The 25,395-nt window shown below is 57.7% G+C and carries 23 protein-coding genes; 13 read left to right on the top strand and 10 right to left on the bottom strand.

Annotated elements, in window-relative coordinates; genetic code table 11:
* Positions 1-76 precede the first annotated feature (76 nt).
* Together AB6803_RS01780 and AB6803_RS01775 are read right to left on the bottom strand one after the other, a co-directional pair.
* The gene (locus AB6803_RS01780) at positions 77-769 is read right to left on the bottom strand and encodes a class I SAM-dependent methyltransferase (protein ID WP_371107243.1); all 693 of its coding nucleotides are present in this window, start codon (positions 767-769) and stop codon (positions 77-79) included.
* 180 nt (positions 770-949) lie between these two features.
* Positions 950-1,675 (bottom strand): sugar transferase, encoded by a 726-nt coding sequence (locus AB6803_RS01775; protein ID WP_371107242.1) that lies wholly within the window; start codon positions 1,673-1,675, stop codon positions 950-952.
* 268 nt (positions 1,676-1,943) lie between these two features.
* Between AB6803_RS01775 and AB6803_RS01770 the strand changes: the two genes are divergently transcribed.
* The 4 genes from AB6803_RS01770 (at position 1,944) to AB6803_RS01755 (ending at position 6,325) form a co-directional block, all read left to right on the top strand.
* Positions 1,944-3,044 (top strand): IS630 family transposase, encoded by a 1,101-nt coding sequence (locus AB6803_RS01770; protein ID WP_371107241.1) that lies wholly within the window; start codon positions 1,944-1,946, stop codon positions 3,042-3,044.
* Between the two features lie 88 nt (positions 3,045-3,132).
* On the top strand, positions 3,133-4,248 hold the full coding sequence (locus AB6803_RS01765) for a glycosyltransferase (protein WP_371107240.1): 1,116 nt from the start codon (positions 3,133-3,135) through the stop codon (positions 4,246-4,248).
* A gap of 36 nt (positions 4,249-4,284) precedes the next feature.
* Positions 4,285-5,655 (top strand): polysaccharide biosynthesis/export family protein, encoded by a 1,371-nt coding sequence (locus AB6803_RS01760; RefSeq protein ID WP_371107239.1) that lies wholly within the window; start codon positions 4,285-4,287, stop codon positions 5,653-5,655.
* A gap of 289 nt (positions 5,656-5,944) precedes the next feature.
* Positions 5,945-6,325: a hypothetical protein gene (locus AB6803_RS01755; protein ID WP_371107238.1), complete on the top strand. Its 381-nt coding sequence runs from the start codon at positions 5,945-5,947 to the stop codon at positions 6,323-6,325.
* A gap of 253 nt (positions 6,326-6,578) precedes the next feature.
* Here the strand turns inward: AB6803_RS01755 and AB6803_RS01750 are convergent, their stop codons facing one another.
* Entirely contained in the window at positions 6,579-6,950 is a 372-nt protein-coding gene (locus AB6803_RS01750) for a hypothetical protein (RefSeq protein WP_371107237.1), read from the bottom strand.
* Between the two features lie 321 nt (positions 6,951-7,271).
* Between AB6803_RS01750 and AB6803_RS01745 the strand changes: the two genes are divergently transcribed.
* On the top strand, positions 7,272-8,291 hold the full coding sequence (locus AB6803_RS01745; protein ID WP_371107236.1) for a sensor histidine kinase: 1,020 nt from the start codon (positions 7,272-7,274) through the stop codon (positions 8,289-8,291).
* A 521-nt stretch (positions 8,292-8,812) separates the two neighbouring features.
* Here AB6803_RS01745 and AB6803_RS01740 read toward each other — a convergent pair.
* Both AB6803_RS01740 and AB6803_RS01735 read right to left on the bottom strand, forming a co-directional pair.
* The gene (locus tag AB6803_RS01740) at positions 8,813-9,004 is read right to left on the bottom strand and encodes a hypothetical protein (protein ID WP_371107235.1); all 192 of its coding nucleotides are present in this window, start codon (positions 9,002-9,004) and stop codon (positions 8,813-8,815) included.
* 26 nt (positions 9,005-9,030) lie between these two features.
* Positions 9,031-9,621, bottom strand: coding sequence for a hypothetical protein (locus AB6803_RS01735; protein ID WP_371107234.1), 591 nt, complete (start codon positions 9,619-9,621; stop codon positions 9,031-9,033).
* Positions 9,622-10,044: 423 nt separating this feature from the next.
* On the opposite strand from AB6803_RS01735, the gene AB6803_RS01730 reads away from it, so the two are divergent.
* On the top strand, positions 10,045-10,467 hold the full coding sequence (locus AB6803_RS01730; protein ID WP_371107233.1) for a helix-turn-helix domain-containing protein: 423 nt from the start codon (positions 10,045-10,047) through the stop codon (positions 10,465-10,467).
* Positions 10,468-10,716: 249 nt separating this feature from the next.
* Positions 10,717-11,745 carry an NADP-dependent oxidoreductase gene (locus AB6803_RS01725; protein ID WP_371107232.1) on the top strand — a complete coding sequence of 343 codons (1,029 nt, stop codon included), beginning with the start codon at positions 10,717-10,719 and terminating at the stop codon, positions 11,743-11,745.
* Positions 11,746-11,774: 29 nt separating this feature from the next.
* Here the strand turns inward: AB6803_RS01725 and AB6803_RS01720 are convergent, their stop codons facing one another.
* Genes AB6803_RS01720 through AB6803_RS01710 form a run of 3 tightly spaced genes read right to left on the bottom strand, consistent with a single transcriptional unit; the run spans position 11,775 to position 14,166 of the window.
* On the bottom strand, positions 11,775-13,172 hold the full coding sequence (locus tag AB6803_RS01720) for an ATP-binding protein (protein WP_371107231.1): 1,398 nt from the start codon (positions 13,170-13,172) through the stop codon (positions 11,775-11,777).
* A complete protein-coding gene (locus AB6803_RS01715) occupies positions 13,169-13,840 on the bottom strand; it encodes a response regulator transcription factor (protein WP_371107230.1) in 672 nt (223 codons plus the stop codon). The genes AB6803_RS01720 and AB6803_RS01715 overlap by 4 nt, the downstream gene beginning before the upstream one ends.
* Positions 13,841-13,842: 2 nt before the next feature.
* Positions 13,843-14,166, bottom strand: coding sequence for a PepSY domain-containing protein (locus tag AB6803_RS01710; RefSeq protein ID WP_371107229.1), 324 nt, complete (start codon positions 14,164-14,166; stop codon positions 13,843-13,845).
* Between the two features lie 171 nt (positions 14,167-14,337).
* Here AB6803_RS01710 and AB6803_RS01705 point away from each other — a divergent pair, with 171 nt between their 5' ends.
* The gene (locus AB6803_RS01705; protein WP_371107228.1) at positions 14,338-18,381 is read left to right on the top strand and encodes a Pls/PosA family non-ribosomal peptide synthetase; all 4,044 of its coding nucleotides are present in this window, start codon (positions 14,338-14,340) and stop codon (positions 18,379-18,381) included.
* Between the two features lie 121 nt (positions 18,382-18,502).
* On the opposite strand, the gene AB6803_RS01700 is transcribed toward AB6803_RS01705, so the two are convergent.
* The gene (locus AB6803_RS01700) at positions 18,503-19,381 is read right to left on the bottom strand and encodes a glycerophosphodiester phosphodiesterase (RefSeq protein ID WP_371107227.1); all 879 of its coding nucleotides are present in this window, start codon (positions 19,379-19,381) and stop codon (positions 18,503-18,505) included.
* Between the two features lie 292 nt (positions 19,382-19,673).
* On the opposite strand from AB6803_RS01700, the gene AB6803_RS01695 reads away from it, so the two are divergent.
* On the top strand, positions 19,674-20,144 hold the full coding sequence (locus tag AB6803_RS01695) for a hypothetical protein (protein ID WP_371107226.1): 471 nt from the start codon (positions 19,674-19,676) through the stop codon (positions 20,142-20,144).
* Between the two features lie 45 nt (positions 20,145-20,189).
* Here AB6803_RS01695 and AB6803_RS01690 read toward each other — a convergent pair whose 3' ends face one another.
* Positions 20,190-21,641: a hypothetical protein gene (locus AB6803_RS01690; RefSeq protein WP_371107225.1), complete on the bottom strand. Its 1,452-nt coding sequence runs from the start codon at positions 21,639-21,641 to the stop codon at positions 20,190-20,192.
* Between the two features lie 419 nt (positions 21,642-22,060).
* Between AB6803_RS01690 and AB6803_RS01685 the strand changes: the two genes are divergently transcribed.
* The 4 genes from AB6803_RS01685 (at position 22,061) to AB6803_RS01670 (ending at position 25,384) form a co-directional block, all read left to right on the top strand.
* On the top strand, positions 22,061-22,270 hold the full coding sequence (locus AB6803_RS01685; RefSeq protein WP_003548109.1) for a cold-shock protein: 210 nt from the start codon (positions 22,061-22,063) through the stop codon (positions 22,268-22,270).
* A 234-nt stretch (positions 22,271-22,504) separates the two neighbouring features.
* Positions 22,505-22,729: a hypothetical protein gene (locus tag AB6803_RS01680; RefSeq protein WP_371107224.1), complete on the top strand. Its 225-nt coding sequence runs from the start codon at positions 22,505-22,507 to the stop codon at positions 22,727-22,729.
* 36 nt (positions 22,730-22,765) lie between these two features.
* Entirely contained in the window at positions 22,766-23,146 is a 381-nt protein-coding gene (locus AB6803_RS01675; RefSeq protein ID WP_371107223.1) for a DUF6481 family protein, read from the top strand.
* Between the two features lie 381 nt (positions 23,147-23,527).
* Positions 23,528-25,384, top strand: a complete 1,857-nt coding sequence (locus tag AB6803_RS01670) for a radical SAM protein (protein ID WP_371107222.1) — start codon at positions 23,528-23,530, stop codon at positions 25,382-25,384.
* Positions 25,385-25,395 lie beyond the last annotated feature (11 nt).

The raw sequence follows: 25,395 nt of genomic DNA, 5'->3' as shown, positions 1-25,395 counted from the left end.
AGGCGCCGCCGGGATGGGAGTTCCGGCGTAGTACGTGGCGAGCCGCAGCATTCGTCCCGGGCAGCGACATGAACGTCTACTCTGCCAGAACGAGGAGCGAATAGCCGCCGAGCAACCTTACGGCCAAATCCGGATTAATGGAGAAGAGAAGCTTTCGCGGCAGGCGCATCAACGCGCTGGTAAATGCCTGATTGGGCAGCTCCAGACGACTTGCCGTGTATTTATAGTCGATGACCGTGTATCCGCAGTCCTTGAGGGTGGCAATTGCCGTATCCTTGAAGAAGTAATGCAGATGCCCGACATTGGCGCGGAGCTTTGCAATCGGCCATGCGCGCAGCACTGACTGCACCGAAAGATCGAGTGGGATGTGGAAGATCTTGTAGCGGCCGCACGGCCGCAAGTCTTTGATGAAGGAAATATAGTCTTCCACATGTTCTATAACGTCGGCAATGACGACCACGTCGTAGTGGCTGTCTTTTTCTTCGACGACGTTCGCTAGATGAAAGGAAACATTGCTTTTCTCTTTCGTCTTGGCTCTCTGATAGGCGTGCGGAGAAATCTCGTAGCCCGCAAACTGAACCTTCGGAAAGGCACGGGACAAATTGAGAAGAATCTCGCCCGTGCCGCAACCGACTTCGCAGAGGCTGTCAAAGTGCAGCCCGTTTTTTCTGATGATCTCCTCGATCTGGCGTGCCTTCCAAGGAGAATCCTCCTCGTGCCAGGTCGGGTTCAATTCAGCGTAGTGATCGGAAACATAAATGTCCTGCAAAACTGATTATCCTTATACTGAGACACAGATACTGAGATACAAAGTTCAGTTCTGGCAGACCGTCACGGCAAGAAGCAGCGCGGCTGCGAATAGCTGCCGGGCGCTCCCGATGATCAACGGCGTACCCTTTTAAGTATTTCCCCGGTCATTTCGGCGTCGCGAACGAACCCGCGCGACGGCTCAATAACTGCCTCGCGACGACAGGACCGCTGGAATGGTCCTGACCATAATCATCATATCGCCCCAAAAGCTCCGCTCGGCCACGTAACGCGCATCGAGTTCGACACGCGCATTGTAGCTGGTGTCGCTGCGTCCGCTCACCTGCCAGAGACCGGTCAGGCCAGGACGCACCTTCATGTAATCGGCAAAGTACGCGCCGTAGAGTTCGGCCTCGCTCGGAACGATCGGACGCGGACCGACAAGGCTCATTTCACCCCGAAGTACATTCAGGAGTTGCGGGACCTCATCGACGCTATTCTTACGCAGAAGCTTGCCAAACGGCGTAACGCGAGGGTCATCCCTGAGCTTTCGCGTCGCGTTCCACTCGGCCCTGGCGGCGGGATTGGCATCGAGATGCCGGGCGAGCACCTCTTCACTGTTTTTGACCATCGTCCTGAATTTCAGGCAGGAGAACAAAACCCCATTCTTGCCGATGCGTCGGTGGGCAAGAAAGATCGGCCGCCCCTGTGTCACCAAGAGGATAGCCGCCACCATCAGGAGCATTGGCAGCAATACGACCAAGCCGATCCCGGCCAAAGTGCTGTCTATGCAATACTTGATGGAATCCGAGGCGACACGAGCGGTCGAATTCCTTGAAGTCCCCAAGCCGCCGGACACGCCGGCTCGCCGTCGTACCCGTAGGTTATCCAATGTGTCCAATTGGCTTCTCAGATCAATTTCCCTCATCTGCTTGCTCCATACTCGAAAGATATAAAGAAATACCGCCTGATATGCTCAGACATTGATGCAACGGAATGTAGAGTTAAGTTAACAAATAATAAATAAATTGACAATGTCTTTATTGCGACGCAATATGTATGTACCAAATGACGAAATTCGATGTTATTAAGCCTAATTCTATAGTCTTTAATTTTTGTATATTTGATAATATTAATATTTAACTGGAACTTAAGTTCGCATCATTGTTCTGTACTTGTTTTGGGGGATCGTAGCGATGACAAGCATAATTGGGCGACCTACGACGCCCTTGGTTTTGACCAAGGAAGAACGGGACTATCTGGAGCAGCAGGTTCGCCTCGAAGAGGCGGTCTCTCGATCCATGTTCGAGCGATGCCGGATCATCCTTCGCTGCGCCGACGGCATTGCCAGCAAGATGGTGGCCGCCGAATTGGGCGTTCATGAAAACACCGTCGGAAAGTGGCGGCGTCGCTTCCTGCAGGATCGCATCGAGGGGCTCTTCGACGCGGATCGTTCAGGCAGGCCGCGCACGATCGACGACGATCAGATTGCGGCCGTAATCGAACGCACGCTGCAATCGACACCGGAGGACGGGACCCAGTGGTCAATCCGCTCCATGGCGGCGGCGACGGGCTTTTCGCACACAACGATCCGGCGAATCTGGGCCGCATTTGGGCTGCAGCCACATCATGCTCACCCGTTTCAGCTGTCAAACGATCCACTATTTGTCGACAAGGTCTGCGATATTGTCGGGCTCTACCTGGCCCCACCGAACCGTGCGCTGGCATTAAGCGTCGACGAAAAGGGCCGGAAACGGGCGCGCAACCACGGGCAATCCGCCCTGTCGATGATGCCGGACATGCCCGAGCGGCAATTACATTCCCGACGCGGCGAGACCCCGCTGTTTGCGGCCCTCGATGTTATTTCCGGCTTCGTAATCGGCAATTACTATAAGCGGCGCAGGGCGGCGGAGCTTCTTGATTTCCTCCGGCAGATCGATGCGAGCGTCGCCACCGATCACGATGTTCACATCATCATGGACAACCATGCGACCCACAAGATTGCGGCGGTCCGGTCCTGGCTGGCGCGCCATCCTCGTTATCATGTCCATTTCACCCCGACGCCGACATCATGGTTCAATCAAGTGGAAATCTGGTTTGCCGAATTGAACCGCAAGCATCTGCAGCATGACCTCCGCACCTCAACCAGCGAGCTGGAGTCCGACATCCGCGCCTTCATCGAAAGTCACACCAAAAGCCTCAAACCTTACAAATGGACAAAGTCAGCCGCTGACATCGGTTCCTCGCCTAAAATCTTCCGCAAGAAGCTTGATCAATCACAATATCGCGAAATTTAGATTGATGAAAAGGCAATCATTACATTAATCACTCACCCTATTCATGCGGGCATTTGGTAATTAATCAGTTTTGTTCCCGGAGTACTTCATGCGCGTTGCAATCATACATTATTGGCTGGTTGGAATGCGTGGAGGAGAGAAAGTTCTGGAAGCCCTTTGCGGAATGTATCCGTGTGCCGACATCTTCACGCATGTATACGATCCATCGGTTGTTTCCGACGTCATCAAGAAGCACAAGATCCATACGACGTTCATCGACCGGCTTCCCGGGGCAAAGAAGCTCTACAAGAAATATCTGCCTTTGATGCCGATGGCATTGGAGCAGATGGACTTGAATGAATATGACCTGGTCATCAGCAGCGAGTCCGGCCCCGCCAAAGGTATAATACCGAGCCCGGCGGCATTACACGTTTGTTACTGTCATTCGCCGATGCGATACATATGGAACATGTATAACAAATACTATGACAGTTCGGGCCTGATGACCCGGCTGATGATGCCGCCGCTTGCGCATTATTTGAGAACTTGGGACGTTGCGACGGCCAATCGGGTGGATCATTTTGCTGCAAATTCAGCGACGGTTGCCCAGCGGATCAAGAGTTACTACCGGAGGGACTCAGAGATCATTCATCCGCCGGTGGACACCACCGCCTTTCATCCCATCCCAGCTTCTGAGGTGGGCAGCCACTATCTGATGGTAGGCGAACTGGTGAGCTATAAGCGACCCGATCTTGCGGTGGAAGCTTTCAATCAGATGAAGGCGGAGCTCGTCGTCATCGGTGGCGGCGAGATGCTCGATCGGTTGCGCAGGATAGCCGGGCCGACCGTAACGATCATGGGGCCTCAACCGTTCGATGTCCTGAGAGATCAGTATTCGCGCTGCAAGGCGCTGATCTTCCCCGGTGAAGAGGATTTTGGGATCGTGCCCGTGGAAGCCATGGCGAGCGGTCGTCCGGTCATCGCATTCGGCCGCGGCGGCGCGACCGAGACAGTGGTATCGGACAAGACCGGGGTGTTTTTCGAGACACAGACGACCGAAGCCATAATCGACGCTGTCGAGCGCCTGGATCGAATCGATTTCAATCCGGCTGATGCGGTTGCGCGCGCGGCGGAGTTCAGGACTGAGGTTTTCACCCAGAAATTCAAGTCTTTCGTCAGCAAATCAATCGTCGAACGCGCCAGTGCCAGTGCCGGCTATCGGTAGAAGGTCGCGGCTGGCGCCGGACAGGAGTGGAACATCATGCGATCAGAGGCTGCTTTAAATTGCTGGCAAACGAACCCCGCGCCGGTTATCGCCCGTGCTGGGCGCCGTCGCCTTTCAACTTGCCGGCTCTCCTTTCTGGCTGCGATCGCCCTGTTCGAAATACTGGGTATCTCCGGCGCCATGGCGGACGATTATATTCTCGGCCCCCAGGACAGGCTGAAAATCCGGGTGTTCGAATGGCGGCCGATGGCCGGGGCGGCCGTCGAGTGGGCGCCGCTCACCGGGGAGTTCGTCATATCGACGGCGGGCAACCTGTCTATGCCTATCATAGGGACAGTACCGGCCGCCGGCATGACCCTGGAGCAGGTCGCCGACTCCATCGGCGAACGCCTGAAAACGCAAGTCGGCATGCAAAAGCGTCCCAACGCGTCTGTCGAGGTGGCCGAGTATCGCCCGTTCTTCCTGACGGGGCTGGTGACCAGGCCGGGCAGATATAGCTACAGCCCCGGCCTCACGGTCGTTCAGGCCTTGAGCATGGCGGGGGGAACCTTTGGATTGATCGATCCCAATCTTGTCGGCCTGCAGCGCGATGCCCTGGTCGCTCGCGGTGACCTGCGGGCCCTGGAGATCGAGCGCTTCAGCCTTCTCGCCCGACAGGCGCGTCTGGACGCCGTTACACAGGACAAGACAGCGATCACCTTTCCGCCCGAGTTGACAGCGCGGGCGGGTGACGCGACCATCGATCGTATGATGCGGGAGGAACAGGATCTTTTCAATACACGCCAGCGCTCTCTAAGCACCGAGATCGACGCCCTCAATCAGGCCAAGCTGCTTGCATCGAACCAACTAGAGGCGCTGAATTCCAAGGCCGTTTCGCTTGCAAAGCAGATCGAGCTCGCCAACAAGGATGTCGGAACGGTCAGCAAGCTGATTTCGCAAGGGCTGACAGTGTCGTCCCGCGAGATGGGAGCCAACCAGAACCTGGCGCAACTCCAAAGCCAGAACCTCGACGTCGCGCTCGCCAATCTCAAGGCACGGCAGGACATTGCAAAGGCAGATGGCGACATTGCTGATGCCAGCAACCGCTACCGCGTCCAGGCATTGACCGAGGCGACGGAAGTGCGCGACCGCCTTGCATCCAATCGGGAGAAGACGGTAACAACGCGTGGGCTGCTTGAGAACATCCAGGCCCGCGCTCCGGCGGCTGCGGCAAGCCTGGCTGCGGATGATAGCCAGCGCACGCTCGTAACGACGATCGACCGCATCGTCGACGGCACCTTGCGGACCATCGCCGTCAGCGACAACGACCTGGTTGCGCCGGGAGATGTCATTCGCGTGGAAGATCAAAAGGCGACGCTTTCCGAACAGGCAACGAACAGTAGCAGCAAGCCCACCAATACGCCCTGAGCACCGATAATTCCTTCTGAAGATCGCACTCATTCAGCGGCGGCGCGGGAGCAGGAATATCATGCGGTCGCAACAATTCACGTCTATCGTGTAATCAACCTAACGCCCACTTCGCCTTATGATAGCGATGGCTGCTTCGAGGTGGAATATTATCGCGAGAAAGTCCAGTAACTTCCCCGAATTACTGGGCGAGGCAATGATTCCGACTTGTCCTACGAGCAGAGATAAATGATACTGGCAACAATACCAAATCTTGATTCTGGATTGGATGCTCGGAGTTGAACGTTTGATGGCATGGGGCCTCGTTCTTTCATTTGCAGTCGGCGCTTTATGCGCCCTAAGAGTGCCGATCCTTCACTTCACTATTATAGTACTGGCTATCATGGTGGGTTATGCCGCCATGCAAATCGGCACCGGCAGCTCGGTGACCGATATTCTCCTGTGGTCTGCTCTTTTGGCTGTCGTCCTTGAGGCCGGCTACGTTTTCCCTCACCTGCTATTTTACGTCGTCTATGTAAAATTGCTCGGACGTGATCGCCGGAGGTCTTCTGATATTGGATCGGGTTTTTTTAGCTATAGCCCGTTTCGAGGACACCAAGACAAGATGTTGCCATCGGCGCCGGAAGGTGTGAAGGCCGAGACGAAAGCTGGACCGCGAATTCAAGATTAAAACGGTGAGCTTGCTCGGCGAATGGAAACGGTGCGCAACCCGACACGAAGGGCAAGTATCAGGATTTACCATGAATTGCCGCAACGGCGGCGATCTCTTTGTAGCGTTTTATGCCCTCCTCCAACGCAATGATTAAGCACGGCGATCCCTAAGAAGCACATCTTTGTCCGATAGCTTCCGTTGACCTGAACACAAAAGCTCCGCGACAGAGGACGATCCGAGGACCGCCCTCTCCAGATCTATGCCGACCCGGCTATTTGGCTACGTGCCAAACCTTGCCAACGCCGTCCCCGTTCATGTCACCAGACTTTTTATCTCCGGCAAAGGTGTAAAGCGGCTTGCCGCCATAGGCCCACATTTGCTTGCCGTCTGCGTCCTTGACTAGAGACCACTCACCTTCTGCCTTGGCCTTGTCGGCAGCGTGAAAGGCTGGCCACTTCTTGAGGCAATCCTTATCGCAGTTTGATTGTCCCTGAGTATCCTTGTCGAAGGTATAGAGGGTCATGCCCTTTTCGGTAGCCATGACCTTGCCCATTTTGGTCTCGACCATCTTGACGGGCTCGGCTGCCAGAGCCGGCAAAGTTGTTGCGGCCAGAAGGCCGATCGCGATTAGCAGCGTTTTCATGTTTTTTCCTCCCATTCGGGAGTGCCGGCGAAATGCCTGCAGTGCCCGATATAGCCCAATAGAAACGTCCGATCGCGGACGTAGTTCCATTGAGCGGCCGCACAAACGACACGACGGAAACCGCCGCCCTGTCCGTAAAGGATGGTATTCTATGAAAGATCCGCGCCATCACGAGCACGTGCAAGGAATTCTTATCACCGCGCCATCGATCCATGCTATTGTCCGCAAACGTGCATAACAGCCGGCGCTGTCTTGAACGACGACGTCCGTACCGGGGAAGGCTTTCGCACCGCGAGCCTCCGGCCCTGAGGACATCAAACCATGGCCACTCTCTCACCCCTGCCGCCCGAAGGCGCGCTTAATCTTGCCTTGGCGGTGGTTGCCTCGTCGAGCGCGCCGCTATTGCTTCTGGACGGCGATCTAACGGTGATTGCCGTGAGCGATTCTTTCTGCCGCGAATTCCAGATCGAGCCGGTCGAAGTGCCCAGCCGACGGCTGTCGAGCTTGGGCAATGGAGAATGGAATGTGCGGCAATTGTCCTCTTTGCTGCACGCCACCGCTGCCGGGGCCGCCAATATCCATGCCTATGAGATGGACCTCGACCGTAACGGCCAGGCATCGCGGCGCCTCGTGTTGAACGCGCAGAAACTCGATTATGGAGACCCGGACCATATCCGGCTTCTTCTCTCCGTTTCCGATGTCACCGACGCTCGTCTCGCCGAAAAGCTCAAGGATGATCTCTTGCGGGAGAAAGAAATCCTTTTGCAGGAGGTCCAGCACCGGGTAGCGAACAGCCTGCAGATCATTGCCAGCATCCTGATGCAAAGCGCGCGAAAAGTGCCATCGGAGGAAACCCGCACACATCTGCAGTCGGCACACAACCGGGTGCTGTCGATCGCTGCCGTCCAGCAGCAATTGGCTACGTCCAGACTGGGCGACGTTCGGCTCCGGCCATATTTTGAGCAGCTCTGCAAAAGCCTTGGCGCATCGATGATTCAAGATCCGAACGAGCTTTCCATTGAAGTCAATGTCGATGACAGCATGACCAAAGCCAATGTCTCGGTCAGCCTCGGCCTGATCGTCACGGAATTGGTGATCAATGCTCTGAAGCACGCCTTCCCCGGCCATCGCAACGGCAAGATCATCGTCGACTATCACTCGAACAAGACGCAATGGTGGATGTCGGTAAGCGACGACGGTGTCGGCGTTCCTGCAGATCCGGCAAGCTCGAAGCCTGGTCTGGGAACGGGAATCGTCGAGGCGATGGCAAAGCAACTCGAAGCGGAATTCACGACTGTTGCCGCCAAGCCTGGAACGAAAGTGTCCATCGTCCACATATGATCAATATCAGCCCGCCAATTGCGGTCAGTACTGAGCAGCCAGGATTTCCCTAGAGAGAAAGGTCAATTCATGACAATCGCGAGTGAGGCTCAATCTCCCTATCGTTGGTGCCCGCTTGAGTTGGCGCCGGAAAACGACTTCGTGGGATTTTCGGGTGACAGGATGATCGGCAGGGTTTTCCTCGAGCCGCGGCCGCGTTTCAACGGTCTCTGGCATTGGTCGAGCACCACCGGATCCGATCCCAGTTTCGAGGCTCTGCGCCAAGGTTATGCCGCATCGGCGCAATTGGCCATCGAAGCGGTCCAGGCCTCATACGAAAATGCAATCAGCATGGGACTGGTTTCTGTGTCGGATGACAGGGCTAGAAAGAGCGCCGGATCATAGCGATCTCGTGCTCCCTCGTAGCGCAACGTTGAAGAAGGGTCGTCTTCGTGATGACGCCCGGCATGTCGCAGAGATCAACCGTACTACGCCTGCCTACCAAGCGTACCTGATTTCGGATACCTGCGTCACATGCATGCTCAGGGTTTCACCACTTCGGCAAGCTCGCTTTGCGTAAGTCTCACCTCGGTCTCTCCCGGCCTTTCATCAGGATGTGAAAATTCCATACCCTCTGTTTCAGGCATGTCGAGTGCTTGCTTTGTGTTCATTATTCCGACCGCCACGCGCCGGCCGCGTTTCTTGACGGTTGCTTCGACCATTTTCTTGGACATCGGTTTATAGCTCCATTGGCTAAATCTCAGGGATGCGCGATCGTGATGGTTCCATACTCGCCCTCTGCGCCCTTACCAGGAGGGATAGCGCCACCTTCGTTGTCCCATCGCGCCAGCGATCCAGGCCCAGGCGACCTGCCGTCACGAAGACGCGCATCGAAATCGGCCCTCAAGGCGTCGCTAGCAATCAACACAGTATCGGAGATCTCGATTACCCCGCGATCCAGATCGCGGCGGTCTCTATCGATTTCTACGACCGTATAGAGTTTCTCGTTTCGGAATGCGCTTGCCCCCATCGTAGCGACGCTCTCGCCTGGCATGGGTGCAACTTTCATGCAGTTGCCTTCAAAGGCGGCGGCCACCACACGCGCATCGCCCGTCGTCCGTGCCGCGACCAACATTTTGCCGCGCCAGGGCGCAATATCCCAATTGGGATCGTTGAAGGCTGCAATCGGCAGCAATTCGTAAACGCCAAGCGTCTCGTCAGGTCTCACAAACGTCGATGACTCGATGGCCGCATCGCGCAATTGAGCCTGGCTTTCAACAGATTGCCCGACAGCCCTGACGCCGGCGTCTTTGAACGGTTTGTTTCCTGCCGTCTCGACGTTGTTTGACATCCACATGCTCCTTATGCAGCACCGCAATTGGTCACGATGTCTGAGGAAACGAATGGGCGGGCCGGATAGTTCCGCTCAGGTCCAAAGCATGATCTGGCGTGGGAGCTCGTCCTAGTCTGAGGGAGCCTTGGCAAGATGATGCGCTTTCGCACAATTGCCGTGGTGGTCAGTTTTGATAGCTTTCAGGCATGATAACGCAGAATCCCTCCACCTCGAGTAAATAAAAGGCGGAATTCAAGGAAAGTAAACTTGTTATTCTTGAATAAATCGGTATCTATATGGTATATTATGTTTAATTTACTATTATCACACGAATATACGGTCACGACTTATAATATAAACGAATAAAAAGCAGAGCCTGACTTTATCCATGCGGTGCCGCTCGCCACCTATGTGCGGGGGCAGAATTGGTCGGACACTGATATGAATGGCATTATCACAAGCGAAAAACCTTACAACGCACCGGCTAATGGATCGGGATGTCATCCCGTGGATATCTATGTTGGCCAGCAAATTCGTCTTGCGCGCAAAAAGCAACGAATGTCCCAAGAGGCTCTCGCGAAATGTCTCGGGCTGACGTTTCAGCAGGTCCAGAAGTACGAAATGGGCGTCAATCGCGTCAGTGCCTCGAAGCTGTTCGAAATAGCGACGGCCCTTCATCGGTCCGTTTCCTATTTCTTTGAAGGCTTTGCCGATGCCCCCCAGAGAGATCCCACGGATGCGGAACAAGAAAGTGTCATGGTCATCCAGAACACTGCCGAAGGCCGGCGCCTGGCGAAGGCGTTCGTCGCGGCTATGCCGCAGGTTCGCAAGGCGGTCATAGGACTTCTGGAATCGACAGGGTAGCTCCAAGAGATTTGGCTGCTACCCTTGGGGCGATAGCTCCAGGGTCGGAGGCAACCCTATACGGATCTTTCCACCCAGTCGCCGGGTGCACCAAAAGCATGATGGGCATCGCAATCATATCCATTCTCATCAACCCTCCCCGCCAAAGACGTCGGCATCCCGAACCGAGACAAAAGTGAATGTGTGCTGGCATATTGTCGCCGGTGATGCTTCAATCGGACGCAAAAGTCAGAACGAGGACACATTCCCATGGCCAGCCAGCCCATCTCCACCCGCATTGTTCTTACGTCGCGCCCATCCGGAACACCGACGGCGGCGAACTTCCGGTTCGAGCAGGAACCGGTCCGGGATCTTGCAGAGGGCGAGGTTCTTCTCCAGATTCTGTATCTTTCCCTTGATCCCTATATGCGGGGCCGCATGGACGATGCCAAATCCTATGCCAAGCCGGTCGACATCGGCGGTGTGATGGAAGGCGGCACGGTCGCGCGGATCGCACGCAGCCGCAACTCGGCATTCAACCCGGGGGATATCGTCCTCTCGCATTCCGGCTGGCAGAGCTATGCGATTTCCGACGGCACTGCATTGCGCAAGCTCGATCCCGACGCCGCACCGATCACGACAGCGCTCGGCATTCTAGGAATGACCGGTTTCACCGCCTATGCCGGACTGCGCAATATCGGCAAACCCAAAGCAGGAGAAACGCTTGTGGTTGCCGCGGCAAGCGGCGCAGTCGGTTCCGCCGTTGGCCAGATGGCCAAGATTTTCGGCACAAGGGTCGTTGGGATCGCCGGTGGGCCTGAGAAATGCGACTACATACGCCAAGAACTCGGCTTCGATGCCGCGGTAGACCATCATTCGAGCAATTTTCCCGCACAACTCGCCGCCGCCTGCCCGAAAGGAATCGATGTCTATTTCGAGAATGTCGGCGGCCACGTCTGGAGCGCGGTGTTTCCGTTGCTGAACGACTTCGCGCGCGTCCCGGTTTGCGGGCTGATCGCGCATTACAATGAAGGTCCTTCCGTCTCGAGCGGACATGATCAGCTCCCGACCGTCATGCGTGCGATCCTGCGCCAAAGTCTCACCATCCGAGGCTTCATACAGCGTGAATTCGCCGACCAGCGGCCCGATTTCTATCGCGAAGCTGGTGCATGGATTGCCGACGGCCGGCTCAAGTACAAGGAAGATATCGTCGATGGGCTTGAAAACGCTCCGGAGGCTTTTCTTGGCCTGCTGGAAGGCAGGAATTTCGGAAAGCTGATCGTGCGTGTCGCCGCGTGAGCGGATCGCGCCGGCCTGTTAGACCATCTCTATGTCAACATGCTCGCTGCCGGCTGCCTCTCTTTGATCAGCCGTGCCGGCAGGCTGACATTGACTGACAATCCACCAAGATCCGAACGGGCGAGTACAAGCTTGCCGTCGTAGGCTTCGACCAGATCCTTGGCGATAGCGAGGCCAAAGCCGGTTCCCGCGATGCTCTCGTCAAGTCGTTTGCCGCGCCGAATGAACGCGTCTTTCACACCGTCCGGCAAACCGGGTCCATCGTCATCGATGATCAACTCTACACCCCCATGCTCCTCCAACACCGTCAGACGAACCCTCACCTTTCCCCTCGCCCATTTCCGGGCATTGTCGATCAAGTTGCCGGTGATATCGGCAAAATCCGTCTCGTCTATTGCCAGCCACACCTCCGGCTGTTCGGAGAGTTCGAACTCGATCTCCCTGTCAACCGTCAGGCGTTGCATGACGGAGACGATCTTCTTCAGATCGGCGCTTGCGTTGAGGACACCAACCGTATGAGCAGCCGCCAGGCTTGCCCGGGTCTGCGCCAGCGTACGCTTGATCTGCGCTTCCATCCGGCCAATCTCGTTGCGGATCGCAGTCGCTCGCGCCGGCATACCCTCTTCCGCAAGCGCGCGGGCCGTCGCTTCAAGCGCCGCCAGCGGGGTCTTCAGACCATGCGCCAGGTCGCCTGCACGGGCTCGCGCTTGCGCCAATTGCGTCTCGCGAGAGGTCAGCAGGCCATTGAGATCGTCGACGAGAGGCTGGACTTCGTGCGGGAACTGGCCCGTTATCTGCCGCGCGGATCGTTCCTGCACCGCCATCAACGCGATGCGAAGATCATGCAGCGGCCGCAATCCATATCGCAGAAACGCCACGACCGCGCCGATCAAGGCGACCGACAACACCCCGAGAGAAGGCGCCATGGCATAGAAGAAGCGCCAGCGCGCCGGCGCAAGTTCACCGTTGTCGAGCGCCATCACGATATCGACCGTCTGGTCGCCGGTTGCCGACGTAATCGAAACCGACCTCTCGACTGCCAGGAGCTGGCTGCCGTTGGGGCCTGCCATATCTGTCGCGCGACCCGCTTCTCGTGGACGAGAGCGAACCCAGGGCAGATCCTGTTCCCAAAGCGATTGAGAGCGCAGCTCCACCGTGCCGTTGCGGCCGACCTGCCAATAGAAGCCGCCATTGGGCACGCCAAAGCGCGGATCCGTCGGCATCTCGTCGAGGACCAGCTGGTTGGAGGCGTTTATGTCGACCGCCGCCAGCAGGACCCGCAATTCCTCGTCTATTTCGGAAAGCGCCAGAGCCCGCACGGCCAGCCCGGAAATGGCATTGATGCCGATGCCGGCAAGAAAGGTCGCAACGATGATCGCCACCGCCGACCCCAGCAACAGCCGCCCTCGCAGCGAGAATGGCGTCATACCGGCGGCACCTCGCTTGGAATGAGATAGCCCTGGCCTCGGCGGGTCTCGATCACCGTGCCATCGAATTTGCGCCGAAGGCGGGCGACGACGACTTCGAGCGCGTTCGACAGAAGCTCCGTCTCCTCGTCATAGATGCTGTCGGCAATCTGCGAGCGGGAGAGTACCGTGCCGGCATTGTGCAGGAGATAGGCAAGCAGGCGGTATTCGAGCGCGGTGACCTGCACCGGCTGGCCGCGAAACGACACCGTCCGCTGGCGGGTATCGAGCTCCAATACGCCGTTGGAAAGAATGGGCGAGGACTGTCCCGCCGCCCGGCGCATCAGGGCGCGCACGCGCGCCAGAAGCTCTTCCATACGAAAAGGCTTGGTGAGGTAATCGTCCGCGCCGGCATCCATGCCGTCCACCTTGTCGCGCCAGCTGTCACGGGCGGTCAAGATGATCACCGGCATGCCGCGCCGACCGGCGCGCCAACGCCGCAAAACCGTCAAGCCGTCGAGTTTCGGCAGGCCGAGATCGAGGATGACCAGGTCAAAATGTTCGACATCGCCGCGATACCACGCCTCTTCGCCGTCGGTGACGGCCGAGACGATATAGTGCTGGTCCTCCAAGCAACGGCGCATGTCGGAGACGATAGTGGGCTCATCCTCCGCGATCAGGATACGCATCGTCAGTGTCTTTCAATCACGGCGAGCGTAGAGCCATCCAGCACGATGTCGCCACGTTTTCCATCCGCTCTCAGCACGCGCACCGCATAGGCCTGATGCCCCGCGCGGCGTATCCGTTTGATGCGTAGCACCCGGCCCGGCATTTCACGTGCGACGACGGCATATATGTCACGCAACGGTCGGAGAGCCTCCGCCGCTTCAACCGAGACATTGTTGTGCGGATTGGCCGAGGCATTCACGCTTTCGAAGCACAGCAAAGTCGCCGCCAAAAGAACAGCCAGCCAGCGGGGCCAGCCGGCTCTTTGCCCATAGATGCACAACGCCATTCATCCTTCTTTCGACACTGCCGCGCAGGCAAGGCCCGCGGCTACCCTAGCATAGCTGCGCCAACCTTACAGTTCGCTGACAGCGCCAGTAAGAGAGCTGCAAATTGAAAGGTATATAAGCATCGACGGATCGAGTCCCGATCGTGTCAACACAAGTGTCGCAGAAGTTACATGACTATCCAGATGTCGTCGATTACCTCAAATGCCAGCCTCTCCGTATTCTCCGGCAATATCCGACCTGAGTTCATTCGCGACGAGACACTGGTGGATATATTCAAGGCGACGGTCGCCCGCGCCCCGGACAAAACGGCACTTGCCTTGATCGGAACCGATCAAACCTTGACCTATGCCGAGCTTGACCGGCTGTCGGATCGAGTTGCCCGCGCCCTCAGCTTGCGCGGCATCGGCCCGGGCGACTTCGTCGGCCTGTGGTTTCAACGCTCTCTCGAACTGCATGTCGCGCTTCTCGCGATCCTCAAGGCGGGCGCTGGCTATATTCCATTCGATGCCGCCGCACCCGCGGACCGTGTGGCGACGAGCCTTGTGGATTGCGGTGCCAAATGGCTGTTGACCCATGACGGGCCGGCGGAGTTCGCGCCGGCTTTTGACGGTGAAACTCTTCTGCTTGAAACGCTGCTTGCCGAAGATATCACGGACATTGTGCCGCGCGCTGCTACCCATAACGATCCCGCCTACGCGATCTACACGTCCGGCTCCACCGGCAAGCCAAAAGGGATCGTCATTTCGCATCGAAATATCTGCCACTATCTCAGGGCAGGCAACGATATCCTCGGGATCAACGGATCGGATATCGTTCTTCAGCAGGCGTCGATTGCCTTCGATCTCTCTCTGGAAGAGATATTCGTACCCTATCTGGTCGGTGCGACCCTGAAGGTGGCGACCGCGGCTGTCATGGCCGAACTGGATCGGCTTGCAGACGTTCTCGAAGCGGAAAAGATTACAGTCATCGACACGGTACCGACGCTGCTCACCATGCTGGAGCGGGATGTCGAAAGCCTGCGCATCATCATCGTCGGCGGCGAGGCATGTCCGCCCGCGATCGTCAGCCGGTTTTCGCGGCCCGGCCGTCGCCTGATCAATACCTACGGTCCGACCGAGACGACAGTCGTGGCGACCTACGCCGAACTCGCCCCATCGCGACCGATTACGATCGGCGGCCCGATCGCCAACATGACAGCCTATGTCGTCGACGAAAACCTGGCGCTCGTTCCGCGTGGTGATGCCGGGGAACTGCTCATCGGTGGGCCGGGTGTCGCGGCCGGATACCGGAACCTGCCGCAGCTTACCGCCTCCAAGTTCGTGGCGAACCCCTTTGCCCCTCATGGCGATCCGGTACTCTATCGCAGCGGCGATGCCGTGCTGATGGACGAGGAAGGCCAGCTTCACTTCCTCGGGCGCATCGACGATCAGGTAAAGATACGCGGATACCGCATCGAACTCGGCGAAATCGAAACCGTCATCGGCGAACTCCCGGAGGTGAAGACGGCCTCGGTCGTGGTTCACCGCACACCCGACGGCGAAGACATGCTGGTTGCCCATGTCGTGGCGTCGGGCAACGCTTTCGATCGCGAAAAGGCGCGTGCCGCCTTGGCAACCAAGCTGCCGCCCTACATGGTTCCCGCCGCATGGCAGAGCCATGTGTCGCTGCCACGGCTGGCCTCCGGCAAGATCGACAGGAAGACGCTTGCCGCCATACCGCTGGCGAACGATCAGACGACCCAAGCCCAGGAACCGCCCCGCAGCTGGGCCGAGGCACAGCTCCTGAAGGCAGCAATCGAAGTGCTGCGCGTCCGCGTGGTCAACTTCGAAGCCGATTTTTTCACCGAGCTCGGTGGCCATTCCATGCTGGCCGCCCGGTTTGTATCCGAAGTCCGCAAGATCAAGCCGCTTGCGGGCATCGCGCTGCGCGACGTCTATGCCGGCCGCACTCTCAGAGGCATCGCAGCGATCCTGGAAGCGGGTATCGATCCCTCGTCCGAGCCGGATCGCGTCGATTTCACGCCCGTTCCCTGGCGCCGGCGCTTCCTCTGCGGTCTGGCTCAGGCTGCCGTGCTGCCCTTCATCATCGCGCTTGCCACGCTGCAATGGATCGGCCTGCTGCTGGCCTCTATCCTGCTCATTCAGGATGGCACTCCGATGTGGGATGAGATGCTCATTCTCGGCGCCATCTATGTCGGCCTGAACCTTGGCGAGAAGCTGATGGTTGTCGGCCTCAAATGGCTCATCATCGGCCGCACACGTCCCGGCGTTTACCCCTTGTGGGGTAGCTATTACTTCCGCATCTGGCTGATGCAGCGCATCGTCCAGCTCACGGCGCCCAAATTCCTCAAGGGCTCACCGCTGATCCGCCTCTATATGCGCGCGCTTGGCGCCGATGTCGGCCGCGACGTGATGATCGATGAATTCGAGGAAGGTGCAATCGATCTGGTGCGTATCGGCGCCAGGTCTAGCCTTGGCGTCAAGCTCAAGCTCGCGAACGTCGAAGTCATCGGCAACCAGATCCATGTCGGCACCATCGATATCGGCGAAGGTGTGCAGATCGGCAATGGCTGCGTGATCGGCCACAACGTCAAGATCGGCGATGGCGCTGAAATCGGCGATCTGACGGCCATAGCGGCAGGCACAAATGTCAAAGCCCATACGCGTTGGGATGGTTCGCCAGCTCGCCAGACCTCGGAAGTGGAGCCCTCCTCCGAACCCGCCCATCCCGAACTCGGGGCCGTGGCGCGCGCGTTCCAGTTCGCAAGCTATTTCGTCGCCTACAATCTGAGCCTGGTCATTGGGCTGCTGCCGATCTTCCCGGCCTTCTTCCTGTTCTCTGCCGTGCAGCAGATGCTGTCGCCCGGCACTGATGAACCTCTTTCCTGGTGGATGGTCACCACCCTCGCCTGGCCCGCGGCCCTTGTGCTGATCGTCGTGTCGATGGCCGTCGTCGTCTTGTTGCGCTGGGTGCTGCTGCCCCGTGTTGTGCCCGGCCGCTATTCCATCTTCGGCAATCTCTATTTCCGCAAATGGGTCGTCGGCCTGACCACGGAGGCGATGCTCGAAACCCTCAATTCGCTCTATGCCACCGTCTTCATGCGCAACTGGTATCGCCTGATGGGCGCCAAGATCGGCAAGGGTACGGAAATTTCGGCAAGTTTCGCCGGTCGCTACGACCTTATCGAGATGGGCCGCGATAATTTCATCGGCGACGAAACCGTCTTCGGCGATGAGGAGATCCGCAATGGCTGGATGATCCTTGAGCGCCTCAAGACCGGCGACCGCTGCTTCTTCGGCAATTCCTCCGTTATCTCGCAGGGCGCGGTGATTGAGGATGATGCGCTGGTGGGCATCAAGACGAGGCTGCCCGATAGCCTGCATGTCAAGGCCGGTGAAACCTGGTGCGGCAGCCCGGCCTTCCAGTTGCCAACCCGCCAGAAGCTGCAGGCAGCGGCGGCTAGCACCTATGCGCCACCGTTGCGCATGCGCCTCGTGCGTGTGGCGTTCGAAGCCATGCACACCTCGTTGCCGACGGCCATCCTCATCGTGATGGCGATGGCAACCGCCAATCTCCTGGCGAATGCGATCGATGACGGAGCCTGGGGCCGGTTGTTCTGGATGCTGATGGCAACGGGACTGGCAACGTCCGGCATCCTCTATCTGGTGGCGGTCGCGTTCAAATGGACCTTGATCGGCACCTACAAGCCCATGAACAAGCCGATGTGGTCCTGGTGGGCGATGCGTACGGAGGCCGTCGCAGTCTTCTATGGCGGACTCGCCAGCAAAGCGCTGCTGGATTATCTGCGCGGCACGCCTTTCCTACCGTGGCTGCTGCGCCCCTTCGGCACCAAGATCGGCCGCGGCACCTGGATCAACACGACCGATATCTGCGAGTTCGATTGCACGGAAATTGGCGATCACGCCGTCCTCAACATGGGCTCCTGCCCCCAGACGCATCTCTATGAAGACCGCATCATGAAGGTTGGCAGGATCAAGATCGGCGCAGGGGTGACGATCGGCTCCGGCAGTACCGTGCTGCATGATGCCAGCGTCGGAGATTTCGCCGAAATCGGTCTCCTGACCTTCGTGATGAAAGGCGAGACCATTCCGGCAGGCACCGCCTGGGCCGGCACGCCCGCCCAGGCGGTTCATGCCACGCAAGACGCAACGCCGGCGAACCACAACGAGGCTCTGCCCTCTGCCGCGGCGTGAGCACCTACCGCGACAACGCCTCTTCACCGGGGCGGCCTATAAGACGCCAACGCCGTCCTTGCCCATCCGGTTCCGGTTGGGCGGGACGCGCCGCTTTAGGTTAGTCCAGAACAGCCTAGATTTATTTCCCTGAGTTTTCTGCTGCTACCAGCACTTCCAGCCCTACCGGATCGTCAGTGGTGATCTGGTCCACCCGAAGTGCGAGAAGCCGCATCACTTTCGGCAGCATTTCCTTTGTTGCCGCGCGAATGGTGTAGGCGTCCACCTCCAGGCCATGGGTGTGAAATGCTCCAATCAGGTCAAACCCTTCAGCATCAGCGAATAATATCAGCTCGTGGGCGAGATATATCATCTCCGCGCGCGGAGATGCAGCAATGGCACCGGCAACAAAGCCTGAGAAATCCCGGTTTTCACGTAACCGTTCGCTCGCGCCATTATGGCAGGGGTCGTAGCCGATCGGCATATCAGGAACGGCTTCCGACAGCCGTTCGACCGCTTCGGCATCGCCGGCGGAAAGGATGACGGAACGTGTAACCGGAGCAATCGCTTTCGCAAAGGCGGCAATATCGCCTTCGCCTATGCTGGAGGACGGCGCTTTCAAATCCAGTTGCAGCACTGCGTCCGGCGAACAACCGTCATCACGGATCAGAGCCGCCAGGTCTTCAAGCAGCAGAATCGGGTGAGCCGTCTGGTTTCCGTCACTATCGCGAAGATGTAGATGGGCGAAATCTTCGCGCGTGGCACGGAGGACCGAACCGCTGCCAGTGGTCGCCGGATGCAGATCCTCGTCATGCAGCACAACGAAGCCGTCGCCGCCATAGCGCTGCAGGTCGATTTCCATGCTGGCCCCAATCGTCATCCCTTCGACGATCCGCTCTCGGGTGAAGGCGATGTCACCCGCAAAGCGCCGTCCGCGATGCCATTTGAGGAGGCAGCGGTGATCACCCGACTGAATGTGGAGGCCGCGACGTTCGGGCATTGTGGAACTGCTTTTCATCATTTTGATCCGGCTCCCCAATCGTTCGACGAGCGAGCCTGCTATCACGGAAATTGTGACAGAACGACGTCGCCTGTGCCGAAAATGCCATAGAACGCATCCATTCGCACGACACGGTCGGCGATAACGTTTTCGGCGCCGCAAATCGACCTACGAAGGTCTTCCCTATTTGGCGCCAGGAAGTTAAGTCGCTCTTTTTCTTATCAGAAGCCGAATGTTTATGTTTCGTTAACCCGCTTGCCTTAGCAGCCCACACCCCGGCGTTCACGCCGCGTCGCATGCAAGGAATTCATGAATGGCCCCCTACCAGCACCCCTCCACCCCAGAGATCTTCCAGCGCAAGATTTCTGACTTCTGTACATTGCGGCTGGCGCCATTGCTGCAACAGCGGACGTTCGAAAACGTCCGGGCCTACATGGTCGGCCTTGTTCAGTTTCGATCGCATCCCCCCACAAGAGCCGGCAAGATCGACTGGCAGGCGATCGCCCTCGCCTGCGACATGGAGAACGAACTCACGGCCGAGGTGAAGCGCGCGGTTCAACCGGGTTTCGATGCCATCGCCCGCCATTTGGGAGCGAGCAAGCCAAACAAACCGAGCACCAGCACCGTCCCTCCCCGCCGCCCTCCGAGCAAGCGGGGCAAGAGTACCGGCGCGAGCAAGTCTCAGACCCCGACCATATCTCTGCGAAAACCGACGACCACGTCTTCAGACCGGCGGTCTGCTCCGCCCGCAACAATACCAAACCGCAGCCGGTGGGCTCCATAAGGTCAAAGAACAAACGGAGCGGGCGCTCACTTTCGAATATGTAAGTCAGTTGACGGTGACGCTCTTCCAACCGCCGTCATATATCCAGAACTTATGATTGGTCGTATCGTATTGCATGGGCACCATACCGTTCACTGGAGTAGGTACGCCTGTGGGAGCGCCGGCTGTCGCAGGTATATACGGGAAGCCGGTAGAGGCATTGGTGGGCAATGATTGCTGCCCCATCTGGACGCTGCCTCCAGACGGATTAAGCGCCAGCGGCTTTGCGAGACCGCCCGCCTCAATGCTTTGCAAAACAAAGAGATCGTTGACTGGATCATACCCCATGCCGAGACGTTTTCCCGGAGAGGCAAAGTCGGCGATATAGACATTGCCGCTGTTGGTACAGGTGTTGTCCCCATAGGCGCAGGTTTTCCAAGAGGCATTTGCGGCGGATGCCTGCGCTCTCAGCGTTCCAGCGAAATCCCATGGGTAAGCGGCAAAGGGGGTTCCATATCCAACGCCATGCGCACCTTTGCTGACGATCTGCAAGCCAGTAATCGCACTGTCGATGCTGTATGCGGCCTTGACGCCGCTCAAGGGACCGGCCGTAATCAGGCCCGTCATGTTGTTCTTGGTGGTTCTGCTCGTTGCCTGGATGGCGACGCTCTGATTTTTCCCCGACAGGCTGAAGTTGTTTATGGTCAGACTCTGGACCCACGGCGCTCCCGAGGTATCGATGAGCAGTGCGGGGTATGCCGCCAATCCGGCAGCACTGGGGTCCGTGCATTGTAGATTATTGAATGTCGCCGGCCCCTTGAAGTTTACGCAGTATTTTTTTGGATTCTTGACCAGGACATTCGACCATACGGAATCATCAGCATGGAAATCGCTCCATATCCCATAGTTTTCAGGATTATAGACTGCGATGTTGGTGTAAACCGAATTCGGAGAAAAAGTGGCAAAACCAATTCCGGATTGATCTAGATGACCGTTTCTGGGGTCGCTTTTGGCACCATATGAGGAGATATTGCTCCAGGTCCCGTACGCTCCTCCGCCGATGTCATTGATGAAGCCGACATAGGATTGAACATCAATTGCGTTGGAGATAATGGCGCCGCTGCCGCCTCCATTGTCTATCCCCGCGCCGTTGTGCCCCTGGATAATGGTTCCGGCACCTTGTCCCTGGATTTCCGTGGTGGAAGCAATTTTCAAAGTACTTGTTGCCGTGTTCAGGCAAAAGGTCCCCGAAGGTAAAATGATTTTTCTGCCAGCGGCTGCCGTGACAGCCGCGTTCAGCGATTTCGTCGCGTCAATCGCACAGGAGGGGTCACTCACGAGGCCATAATCCAGCGCGTTCACTGTTCCCGTGGGTGGTGAAACGACACGCTGAATCTCAGCCGCATTTGATAGCCTGCCGGAATTCTGCATATCCTCGGAGAAACCATTGGAAGGGGCGATTGCGCAAAACAAAATGCAGGCATGGGAGAATTTGAAGTGGAGAAGTGTATTTCTCATGAAAATCATCTCCCCATGGGCAAACGGTTCGCTCCCACATCCTCCATAATTCCAGCCAGTGCACGGTATTGCGGGGTGTAATATCCGCAATACAGACGGCGTCACTCCTGTACGATATAATGCGGGCTTCGCGAGATCGATGCTGCTGTCAACGGAATCAAAGCGGACCGCCATTGATCCTGGCTGAATTGTAGGGCCGAAAAATACAACCTTATAATGCAATCAAACGTGACAAAAACTAAAAGTTGACAAACGCGATTGGCAAGCCTAGGGTGAATTTGTCGATATTTGCTTGCTGAGCTTTGGTTACCGCGCGTTTAGCACCGCGCCCTGAACGAACCTTCCTTTCAAAAATCGCTGTCATCATCCGCGACGCATTGGCGCCGTGGTTCTTTAATATTGCTATGAAAGGGTTCATCATGACCACTGGCACAGTTAAATGGTTTAATTCCACAAAGGGCTTCGGCTTCATCCAGCCTGACGACGGCGGCGCTGACGCCTTCGTTCACATCTCTGCCGTCGAGCGCGCCGGAATGCGCGAAATCGTCGAAGGCCAGAAGATCGGCTACGAACTTGAGCGCGACAACAAGTCGGGCAAAATGTCCGCTTGCAACCTCCAGGCTGCTTGAATTGAGATCTGCTTTCCTTTGACCGCGGATGTACCGGCACTGTCGAGAGCATGATACCAACGAGGTCAGGCAAGTTGCCTGGCCTTTTTTATTGATGCCCGCCTACAGCGTCGCGCGTCATATGTGACGCGCATAGGTCGCTGTAGCACTTTAAATCTGCTGCATAATTTTATCCTTAAATCGCTACCGATTTAAGGAATTATGCAGTAGCGGCCCCCAAATCCAGGACGTGCCATGACAGAAAAACACAGCAAGTCTCGCCAGCAGGCGGAAATTGCGTTCGGTGACGCGCAGTCGCAGTTCTTTGCTCGCAACAGCGCGGTCGACGAACTTGACTCGCTTGTCCGCGCGCGGCAGGAAAAGACCGTGCGGCTGCGGGAGGCCCGCGAGGCAAAGGAATCCGAGACGCGGCTGAAAGTGGCCACTGCCCTCGCCGCAAAACGCGCAGGAAAAATCTGAGCTTCGGCTTAGAAGACAAACAACCAGGACCGAGCATTGAAAAACGCCAGAAACAACGAACTTTCCGATCGCCGCGGCGCGGCCAAGGAAGCGAAAGCTGCTCTTCTTAACGCCTTTCGCGCTGCAAAAGACAGCAACGATCCCGCCAAACTTGCCAAGCAGGCGGAGCGCCAGGCCGTTGCCGCCGCCAGGGAAAAGCGACACGCCGAGCAGCAGCGGGCAAAGATCGAGGAACGCGAGCGCCTGAAGGCTGAGGCCATAGAACATCAGGCTGCCGCTGAAGCCGCCGCTAAGGCCGAGATCGAGGCACGCGAGACGGCGGAGAAAGACCGCATCGCTCGCGAGATCGAGGACGAGGCAGCCCGGAAGGCTGAGCGCGACCGTCGCTATGCCAGCCGCAAGGCGAGACAGGCATAACGCCAAACAAGCGGACCGGCCGCGGCTCACGCCGCCGAGCCGTTGCCCCTGGAGCACGGGTTTCCCCGCGCTCCAGTTACTACCGAATCCGGTGACATTCACAACCGCCCGCAGCCGACAAGCCGTCGCTCCGGTCGAGCTAAAGGTTACACGGCCGGTTTGCGATCCAGCCCCTTCGCGAGTTGGCCACCCATAGGCCGCCGTCCTGTGACGATCCTGCGCACTCAGGTTTAAAGCGCTTCCAGTGTCGCACATTGGCCAGCGCCCCTATATTCGCGCCACTTTGGCGTCCGCCACATAAAGATCTTCTAATATCCCCTTGACGTAGCAAGAGGAGTGCATAAAGCTAAATTAGAAGTAGCTGGATTTTGGGGGCATCGCATGCGGGGGCATCCACTTATCGAGTCGACGAATGACGGTCTTTCTCCAGCAGTCCCGATAAGCCGTGTCGACATATGGCTTATCAAGGCCACGCGGTATGATGATAACGGTTATCCGATCCGCTGGATCCGCTCGGCGATTCCCTCCAATTCGCTCGCCTGTGTCTGGGCTTTGGTCGACGATGCAGCATCGCGCGGCGTGTTCGGTGCGGGGGTTGATGTACAGGTCCATGCCATCGACGAAACAAATACGCGGGTCGACATTCCAGCCATCCTGAAGAGCCATAGCACTGAGGGAACACGGGCTATTGTCATGCTCGTCGGCGTACAGACCAACCAATATCCTCGGGCAATGGACATTGCGCGGCCTTTGCGTCAAGCCGGCGTGCCGGTCTGTATCGGCGGTTTCCATGTGTCCGGCTGTGTCGCCATGCTCGGCGAAGATGCGGAGGAGCTGGCTCTGGCCCGCGAATTGGGCGTCAGCCAATTTGCCGGCGAGGCCGAGCCCGACCGCCTGGATGCCGTGCTGCAAGACGCCTTGGCCGGCACGCTGAAGCCGCTCTATAACCACCTCAAGAAGGAGCCGGTCCTGCCGGGTTCGCCGGTGCCGCTCCTGCCGGGGCCGATCGTGCGGCGCTCCTTCACGCATTGGTCGAGCTTTGATCTCGGTCGCGGCTGTCCGTTCGAATGTTCCTTCTGCACCATCATCAATGTGCAGGGTCGTCATAGCCGCTTCCGCACGGCAGACGAGCTTGAGAAAATTGTTCGCCTGAACGCAGCAGCCGGCGTCACCAAATTCTTCGTGACCGATGACAATTTCGCCCGCAACCGCAACTGGGAAGCCTATTGCGACAGGCTGATCGAACTGCGCGAGCGGGAGGGGCTGGAGGTTCGACTGCTGATACAGGTCGACACCATGGCGCACCGCATTCCGGGCTTTATCGACAAGGTGGTGAAGGCCGGGGTGAGACTGATCTTCATCGGGCTGGAAAACATCAACCCCGACAATCTGGAAGCCGCCAAAAAACGCCAGAACCGCATCGAGGAATATCGCGAAATGATGCTGGACTGGAAGCGGCATCCCGTCGTGGTCAGTTGTGGCTACATCATCGGCTTCCCGGCCGATACCCGGGAATCCATCCTGCGCGATGTCGATCTGATCAAGCGGGAACTGGCGATCGACGTCCTCTATTTCAACATCCTGACCCCGCTGCCCGGCAGCGAGGATCACAAGAAGATGAAGGATGCGGGCGTATGGATGGACCCCGACTTCAACAAATATGACCTCAATCACCGGGTCACCCATCATCCACGCATGAGCGACGCCGAACTCGACGCCGTTTTCCACGAGGCCAGCGCGCGCTATTACGACTTCGAACATATGGAGCGGGTGTTTAAGCGCCGGGTACAGCTCAAGAACGGCATGCGGCTGACGACTCTGTACAATCTGATTGCCTATCGCGAGGGACCACGGCGCGAGGGCGTTGCTTTCGCTGAATTCGGGCTCGGCCGTATCATCGATCGCCATGAGCGGCGCTATGGCATGCCGCTCGAAAATCCGATTCCCTTCTATGCCCGCTATGGCTGGCGCTTCGCGCGCACCATTGCAGCCTATGCCTATACCTATATCCGGCTGCGTCTCACCGTCGCCAAAGCCTGGCGCGCCTGGGGCCGTCAGGATCTCTTTCCCTATACCGACGAAGCCATCGCCGCCGTCGACATGCGCAATGATCCCCTGGTGCAGGAGACCGCGGCGCGCAGCACGGCCTATACCAAGCGTCGTCAGGAAAACCGGCTGAAGGCTCGGCTTGGTGAAGTTACATACACCGACCAAGGTACCGAAATCGCCGGTCGCTGAATTAGACCGCT

The organism is Rhizobium sp. RCC_161_2 (assembly GCF_041355235.1).
Taxonomy (GTDB): Bacteria; Pseudomonadota; Alphaproteobacteria; order Rhizobiales; family Rhizobiaceae; genus Rhizobium.
This window is presented reverse-complemented; position numbering and strand designations above follow the sequence as displayed.

Bases quoted from the DNA above. Each gene is read 5' to 3' on its own strand.
- AB6803_RS01745 (WP_371107236.1), top strand. From the start codon at position 7,272: ATGGCCACTCTCTCACCCCTGCCGCCCGAAGGCGCGCTTAATCTTGCC.
- AB6803_RS01725 (WP_371107232.1), top strand. From the start codon at position 10,717: ATGGCCAGCCAGCCCATCTCCACCCGCATTGTTCTTACGTCGCGCCCA.
- AB6803_RS01755 (WP_371107238.1), top strand. From the start codon at position 5,945: ATGGCATGGGGCCTCGTTCTTTCATTTGCAGTCGGCGCTTTATGCGCC.
- AB6803_RS01775 (WP_371107242.1), bottom strand. From the start codon at position 1,675: ATGAGGGAAATTGATCTGAGAAGCCAATTGGACACATTGGATAACCTA.
- AB6803_RS01765 (WP_371107240.1), top strand. From the start codon at position 3,133: ATGCGCGTTGCAATCATACATTATTGGCTGGTTGGAATGCGTGGAGGA.
- AB6803_RS01760 (WP_371107239.1), top strand. From the start codon at position 4,285: ATGCGATCAGAGGCTGCTTTAAATTGCTGGCAAACGAACCCCGCGCCG.
- AB6803_RS01710 (WP_371107229.1), bottom strand. From the start codon at position 14,166: ATGGCGTTGTGCATCTATGGGCAAAGAGCCGGCTGGCCCCGCTGGCTG.
- AB6803_RS01770 (WP_371107241.1), top strand. From the start codon at position 1,944: ATGACAAGCATAATTGGGCGACCTACGACGCCCTTGGTTTTGACCAAG.
- AB6803_RS01715 (WP_371107230.1), bottom strand. From the start codon at position 13,840: ATGCGTATCCTGATCGCGGAGGATGAGCCCACTATCGTCTCCGACATG.
- AB6803_RS01680 (WP_371107224.1), top strand. From the start codon at position 22,505: ATGACAGAAAAACACAGCAAGTCTCGCCAGCAGGCGGAAATTGCGTTC.
- AB6803_RS01750 (WP_371107237.1), bottom strand. From the start codon at position 6,950: ATGAAAACGCTGCTAATCGCGATCGGCCTTCTGGCCGCAACAACTTTG.
- AB6803_RS01740 (WP_371107235.1), bottom strand. From the start codon at position 9,004: ATGTCCAAGAAAATGGTCGAAGCAACCGTCAAGAAACGCGGCCGGCGC.
- AB6803_RS01730 (WP_371107233.1), top strand. From the start codon at position 10,045: ATGAATGGCATTATCACAAGCGAAAAACCTTACAACGCACCGGCTAAT.
- AB6803_RS01690 (WP_371107225.1), bottom strand. From the start codon at position 21,641: ATGAGAAATACACTTCTCCACTTCAAATTCTCCCATGCCTGCATTTTG.
- AB6803_RS01685 (WP_003548109.1), top strand. From the start codon at position 22,061: ATGACCACTGGCACAGTTAAATGGTTTAATTCCACAAAGGGCTTCGGC.
- AB6803_RS01720 (WP_371107231.1), bottom strand. From the start codon at position 13,172: ATGACGCCATTCTCGCTGCGAGGGCGGCTGTTGCTGGGGTCGGCGGTG.
- AB6803_RS01695 (WP_371107226.1), top strand. From the start codon at position 19,674: ATGGCCCCCTACCAGCACCCCTCCACCCCAGAGATCTTCCAGCGCAAG.
- AB6803_RS01670 (WP_371107222.1), top strand. From the start codon at position 23,528: ATGCGGGGGCATCCACTTATCGAGTCGACGAATGACGGTCTTTCTCCA.
- AB6803_RS01700 (WP_371107227.1), bottom strand. From the start codon at position 19,381: ATGATGAAAAGCAGTTCCACAATGCCCGAACGTCGCGGCCTCCACATT.
- AB6803_RS01705 (WP_371107228.1), top strand. From the start codon at position 14,338: ATGACTATCCAGATGTCGTCGATTACCTCAAATGCCAGCCTCTCCGTA.
- AB6803_RS01735 (WP_371107234.1), bottom strand. From the start codon at position 9,621: ATGTCAAACAACGTCGAGACGGCAGGAAACAAACCGTTCAAAGACGCC.